Consider the following 7,003-nt stretch of genomic DNA (forward strand, 5'->3'; position numbering starts at 1 on the left):
CAAGCCGAAGAGCAGCGAAAACCGAAGCCAACAAGCGTGGACAAACCTTGAAATAAAGGAAGAAAGAAGTATCGAAAAAAATGGAACTAATATTAGCGTTTCAATCCCTAAATAGGGATTAGGGTTTGGGAAGAATAATTGGGTATGTAGAAAACGCCAAAACCTATAAGTTTCAATCCCTAAATAGGGATTAGGGTTTGGGAAGGTAAATGCTGATTTTCAGTATTTGCAGAGCATACAAGGTTTCAATCCCTAAATAGGGATTAGGGTTTGGGAAGAGCTTCGATCTAGAACCGAAGCATAGCAAAGGTTTCATATACTCAAATCGACGCGCCCCCTTTGATTTTATCATCAACAAGGCTAATTTTGCCAAAATGACAGCCCTTAAACCCGCTGCTGGCATGGAATCGACGGGGGTCAACGAAATAATCAGGGTTTCAGCGATTCTCCGACCCGCGTCGGTGGGGTTCCATGCAAAGATGAAAAACTACCCTTTAGCCGCCCTTAATAACTAATAAATGACTAAAAACTTATTACTATTTATTTCTCGAGGTTCATAACTGTAGATATACTAACTTTTCCATTTCATCTCTGCCAAGTGGACAAAAAAATCGATTTTTGATAGTCCTTTTGTGAAATTTTAGGTAATAGTATAAATCTTACTTTTGAATTTTGAATTTTGAATTCCAGAGATTGCAGCTAAAAGCAACCATCCAATTATATTAACTCGTAAATCAAACAAAGTTACATCAAACATATTAAATATAGTGCAGGCACCAAAAGCCACTAAATAACTAAAAAAGATTAAACGGTTTTCTCCACAATTAACATTAGACCAATTCATTAATAACAAAACTGCCTTTCCCAATATCCAACCCACCCAACCAAACAAAAACAAAGTGGCAGGAATTCCAGTTTCCGCCGTCAGCATCAAGAACAAATTATGAGGATGACCAAGCCATGTTTCCATCTGTGCTTCATACAGAGGTGTAAAATTCCGCAAACCCCAACCAAACAAAGGCTTTTCCCTAGTCATATTCCCAGCAAACTGCCATTGGGTGCTTCGTAAAATGGCTACAGGTCGGTCAAAATTCCGATCTGTGAGTCGTGCCCAAAAGTATTCTGGTACTATCAGTTGTAACCATTTATTCAAAGGTGCAGGAGCAAAAGCAGCTCCAAAAACAGTTGCCACTGTTGCTATTACTAATCCTACCAACCAGTTCCAACCGAGATAAATAGCATAAGCTAGACCTGCAAATACAACTAATCCCCAAGCATTGCGTGAATGAGTCAAGATTAACGCAACCCCATTACCAATCATTGCAACTGTCAGAAAAATAAATTTTTGATGGGAACTTCCCTGAAAAATCTTCATAGAAGTTAAGCTTTTGCCCAAACTCCTTTCTGGTCTTAAATTAGATTCTGTTGTAGTTGTTTGGAGTCGATGAGATTGATTCTTTCCATTCCCTTCCAGTCCAAATGAGCGAATACTATCTTTCAAGGTAACTGAGTATAAAGATTTCCATTGTTCAATCCACAACCCCAACCCTAGAATAAATACAATACTTAGATAAATTGCTAAAATATTAGCATACATAAATACTGAAGCCATTCGCCCTGGAGGGTTGCCTTGTGGTGCAAGTAACCAACCAAAAATAATCTGTAAATGTAGGAAACCAGACCAACCCCAAAATAATTGCCCGAAACCTAAAATTACGACAGGTACTGAAGAAATTACCATTACCCAAGAAAGTTGTCGTAGTTGTGCTGGAGTTTTAATTAAGGCACTAAAACCAGCAAACATTACAAAAAAAGGTAATAAATTAGCTAATCCTAAAAATGCTTCTTCGGGTTTCCAGGCAAAAAAACTGGCGATCGCTAACCAGAGTCCTAGACAAGCTAAGGCTATATTTTGGGAATTCCTAATAATGCTACGCCATTTTTGTACAAAAGTGCTGATAACTGCAAAAACTAGAGTTAATATTCCCAGAGTTGGTAATAAAGGGAAAATTAATAGTCCTAGCTTAGTTAATTTCCACTCTTTATATAAATAATAGTCAGAATGATAATTCAATGTTCTTTAGTGTTAGGTAGTGGGATATATTTTACAGCGCTTTTCAGTTGAGTAGACCACAAAACTGTTGTAGGAGTAATGAGTAAGGAGTAAGGAGTAAGGAGTCAGTATCATTGTGGTTTATTAATATGAAAACCGCTGTAAAGTATAGTAGTAGCGCGTCTAGACTAAAATTGTGGGTAGAACCTAACCCCCAACCCTCTTCCTATCCCCCCCTTACCGAATAATTAAGGTTTAAAGCCTCTCCTTTAAAGGAGAAATAAGAAAAAATTTTCCTTTGATTCAATCCTCTTCCTTTTAGGTAGAGGTAATTATCAATTATCCATTATCAATTATCAATTATTGAACGAAATATTGTGGTTTAAAGCCTCCCCTTTTAAGGGGATAATAAATAAAAATTTTCCTGTTCGTCAATCCTCTTATTTTCAATGAGAGGTAATTCTAAATTCTTAATTCTAAATTCTTAATTCTTGAACTCCCTTGGAAAGTGGGGAAGTAGGGAAGGGGGGAAACTCTGCCCTCTCCTTGCAAGAAAGGAGTTGGGGGAGAGGTATTAATTTATCAAACTTACTCAGAAAATAAATCTAGACAGGTTAGTAGGTTGGGTTTCGGCTGTCGCCGACATGAAAAGCGCTAGCGCAACCCAACAAATGTCTATTGATTATGAGGTAACTTTAAACCAGATTTGCTATAATTTTTTATTATCTAATATTATGTCCAGTTAAATAGTTATAATTAAAGCTCGTAGTTGGGCTTTAGCCCTAAGATAGGTATTTCATGGGCTAAAGCCCAACTACAAACAAAAACTTTTTTATCACTCATTATCCAGAGATAGTTTAATAAAAATAACATGAAATTAGCAACAGTTAAACAGTTATTTATCCATCCAGTTAAGGGGTTAACTCCTCAAATTTGTCAGAGTCTTTTCCTAAATGCGGGTCATGGCATTAGAGGAGATCGCGCATTTGCTTTAATGTTTCTTGACTCTGACAACCCTAACCCACCAGAAGTAATACCTTGGATGAGTAAAAAGCATTTTGCTGTGCAGAATGATTGGCCTGGTTTGGCGGCTTTAGATTGTGATTTTGACCACGAAACTGAGTTTTTGACTGTGCGACGGCAAGGAGTTGAGTTGGTCAGGGAAAATACAAGTTTATCTGAAGGTCGCGATCGCCTTAGTGCTTTTTTTACAGATTATTTGACTACTCTAGAACCCAATAAAGGAGCGCGACATCCTCAGAAAGCACCTTTGCAATTAGTGGGGGATGGGAAAAACAGTCGTTACCCTGACAGGGAACCTGTACATATTTCTATTATTAGTCAGGCAACTATGGATGATTTGGGAGAAAAGACTGGTCAAGTATTAGATGTGCGGAGATTTCGTCCTAATGTGGTTGTGGAAGGAATTGATGCTTGGTCAGAATTTGATTTGGTGGGGAAAAAGTTGTGTTTGGGTGAAGCTGAGATTACTATTACTGCTAAGATTGGGCGGTGTATGAATATTGAAGTTGACCCAGAAACTGGCGATCGCGATGTTCCATTATTATCGGTGCTGAAAGAAAAATATGGTCACGCTTACACGGGGGTATTGGCGACTGTCGATCATGATGGGGCAGTGGCGGTGGGAGATATTTTGGAAGAAGTAAGTAGATAGTACCGTGACACACCTAAAATTTTGCAATAGTAGGGGCGGGTTCAGTTTTAAATTAATGAGGCTCAACATTTAATCAGATCAACCCGCCCCAATGATATAATGCACTATTTGAGATGTCTCAGTCTACTACAAGTTTGGCACTTAGTGTTTGGGGTGAATATTTATAATTCATATCTAGATTATGCAACACCCCTTGTTTTTTTAAGAAAAATTATTATAATCTAAGAAAAAACCGATAGGAAGTTAAATAATGGAAACTCAATTATCTGGAAGTTGGCAAGACTGGGTAGGAGTAGCAGGTTATGTTTTATTTGCTGGTTTTATTGTCTGGCGCGTACTGACAATGCCAGCAAAGTAATCAAAAACATGGCGTTGCTGAATAAATGTATGATATCTAGGAGTTAGGGGTTGGGAGTCAGGATTCATAAGGTAGAAAAGAATTTTTCTCCTCACCAATGGTGGTTTCTAAATATAATTTGTAGTGAATTAAGAACTATTCAATATCTGACAAATATGAGTTTCATACCTAAAATCAGTAACATCTCAAAAACATAACAGAAATTGCCGACTGTAAAATTTGATATTATTTGAGGTTTTGTATGGCTCGTTTGCTTGCGCTAATATCAATGTCAACTCCTAACACTTCAACAATTTTCCCTGTTGAACTGCGCTTAAATACTACCTCTCTACTGGAAAACCAAACACATTGCTGATTTTTATGACACAGGCGATACTCTATCTCTATTTTTTCCTGCTCTGCTAGATTTGGGAAATTTTGATAGTGGTTTTGTATTCGTTCCATATCATCGGGATGAATTAGGGTGGCTATAATATTTGCTCCGAGTTCAATAATTTCATCTGGAGTATAACCAAGTATTTGTGTGACAGATCCATTGATATAAGTAATAGACTGCTGTTCTAAATTAAAAATTCTGATAATTCCGGGATGAGAATCTGTAATTCGTTGGATAAATCTTTGACTTGCCAATAATTGTTGTTGAGTTTCCTGTAGTTGAGTAATATCTGTAATTATCCCACCAATTGCTCGTTCCCCATTTTCTAGTTCTACAGGATAATAAGTACCTAACCACCAACCTTCACTCTCAGGATCGTTAGTATCAGGGATATTGACTTGGATATTTCTCAGAACTTCACCTGTTTCCAATACCTGACGCCAGAGAGGAGTTAAGCTATTTGTAAATTCTGGTAGCACTGCTGAGATAGTCTTACTTACATATTCTGTAATGGGTAAATTATTAATCTCAACTAAAGCTGGGTTAAAGCGTAAAATTTTGAACTCTTGATCTATGACAAACAAACCCATAGGACTAGATTCATATAATGTTTCCAGCAGATTATTAATTCTTACGAGTTGATTCTGAGTTTGTTGTAGTTGGTGAATATTTACCAAAACTATTACTAAGCCATCAGATGCGCCATTTTCCCGCAGATAGGGATGAACACGCATCAGCATATTATGTCCGGTAGTAGATAAAGTTATTTCTTTTTCTATTGGTTGTTGAGTTTGGATAACTTGTTCTAGAATTTCCATTAAGTCTGGGCAGTCTAGGTTGTGAGTAAAATGAGATAAAGGACGATTAATATCCGTGTTTCTAATATTAATAGCTTGGGTAGTAGCTGGGGTAAATAGACGAATTTTGAGATTTTGGTCGAGGAAAACCACACCAATATCTATACTACGGAACAGGTTATCAAGATCGTCGCCCAGACGAGTTAGCTCTTCAATTTTCGCCTGATACTGGGCATTCATTGTAAATATTTCTTCATTTGTTGACTGTAATTCTTCATTTGTACTTTGAAGCTCTTCATTGGCAGCCATTAAGTCTTCGTTGGTGATTTGTTGTTCTTCATTAATAGTTCCTAACTCTTCAACTGCTGCTTGCAAATTGTCTCTGGTTTGTTGGAGTTCATATTCTAGTTCCATGATTTGCTCTGTAACTTCAGATCCTACTCTTGGGAACTTGTTTTGATGATCGTTATTTTCCAAAGCTACTTGTGATAGCTTTTCTACTTCCATAAATATAATAAAATATTTATCAATTGTAGAACTTTGTTGATTGTAACCAACTCGCAAAGTAATACTTTCTACTTCATTATTTCGGTAGAGCCTAATTCCGGTATACAAAACTGTCTGTAGATATCGCTTAATACGATGCAGTGCTGTACTTATAGGTAGCCTTAGTTCTGGTGGAACAACATCAGAAATTTCTAAATTGATTGGTCCAATGGGAATTGTGAGTAAATTAGCACTATTGTAGAAAACGTTGATCAAGCGGTTATCTTGATTCACTAACACACAACTAATTTTCCGCTCCCCAAAGCCAAATTCAAATACGTTTGCTAATACTAAATCTAATCTGGATCTACTAATTTTTTGAGGCTTATAAGGATTGAATATAGGTAATGTAACTGGTGCCCTTGTCGTCAAAGCAGTCGATGCGAGTTTGACATCTCGTCGCTTGCGATAGATTTTCCAATGGGAGTTGATGGTAACAAATTCTGATTGTAATTCTTTGAGCGTTTCCGTATTACCTAAAAACATAATTCCTGACATGGATAGAGAAAAATGTAGTAACCGCAAAATTTGTTGTTGTAATTTTGGCTGCATATAAATCAGTACATTACGGCACAAAACTATGCTTATGTTAGAAAATCCTGGATTCTTGGTTAAGTCATGGGGGGCAAATATCACCATTTCTCGGAGCGATCGCTTGACTTGATAATGAGCGCTCTCATAATTAAAATATGCTTCTAGGCGTTCTGGGGATATGTTATTGACAATAGTTTCTGGATAAATTCCCTTAGTAGCAATTTCTAAAGCCTGAAGATTGATGTCAGTAGCAAAAATTTTCACATTTAGCAATATACCTAATTCACGCATAGTTTCATCAACTAGCATTGCCATTGAGTAGGCTTCTTCCCCAGTAGCACAAGCAGACACCCAAGTTCGTAGTTCTTTTTCTTCCTGTTGAAGTTGCTTCAAGAGTTCGGGCAAAATTTCTGTCTTTAAATATACCCAAGCATCAGGATCTCGAAAAAATTGGGTAGTACCGATCAGTAAAGCTTGGCACAGACTCGCTTGTTCTTCCAGACAATTTTCGAGATTATTAATATAACTTTCTAGGTTATCAGATTCTGATAAGGTGCAGCGATGAGTAACTCGACGGCTAATAGTAGAGGTTTTGTAATAGGAAAAGTCTATCAGGACTTACGCAAAGACACTATATATAGCGTATGCCAAATAGAGCGATGTA

General features: G+C 37.1%; 3 protein-coding genes. 1 reads left to right on the forward strand and 2 read right to left on the reverse strand.

Annotation, left to right across the window (positions count from 1 at the left end; all coding sequences use genetic code 11):
- Nucleotides 1–640: 640 nt before the first annotated feature.
- Nucleotides 641–2,074, reverse strand: coding sequence for an O-antigen ligase family protein (locus tag ACP6PL_RS17315; protein ID WP_426546509.1), 1,434 nt, complete (start codon nucleotides 2,072–2,074; stop codon nucleotides 641–643).
- 850 nt (nucleotides 2,075–2,924) lie between these two features.
- Here ACP6PL_RS17315 and ACP6PL_RS17320 point away from each other — a divergent pair.
- Entirely contained in the window at nucleotides 2,925–3,728 is an 804-nt protein-coding gene (locus ACP6PL_RS17320; RefSeq protein WP_426546510.1) for an MOSC domain-containing protein, read from the forward strand.
- Between the two features lie 583 nt (nucleotides 3,729–4,311).
- Here ACP6PL_RS17320 and ACP6PL_RS17325 read toward each other — a convergent pair.
- The gene (locus ACP6PL_RS17325; RefSeq protein ID WP_426546511.1) at nucleotides 4,312–6,954 is read right to left on the reverse strand and encodes a CheR family methyltransferase; all 2,643 of its coding nucleotides are present in this window, start codon (nucleotides 6,952–6,954) and stop codon (nucleotides 4,312–4,314) included.
- Nucleotides 6,955–7,003: the final 49 nt, after the last annotated feature.

The sequence above is a fragment of the Dapis purpurea BLCC-M126 genome (genome assembly GCF_050015975.1).
Taxonomy (GTDB): Bacteria; Cyanobacteriota; Cyanobacteriia; order Cyanobacteriales; family Microcoleaceae; genus Trichodesmium.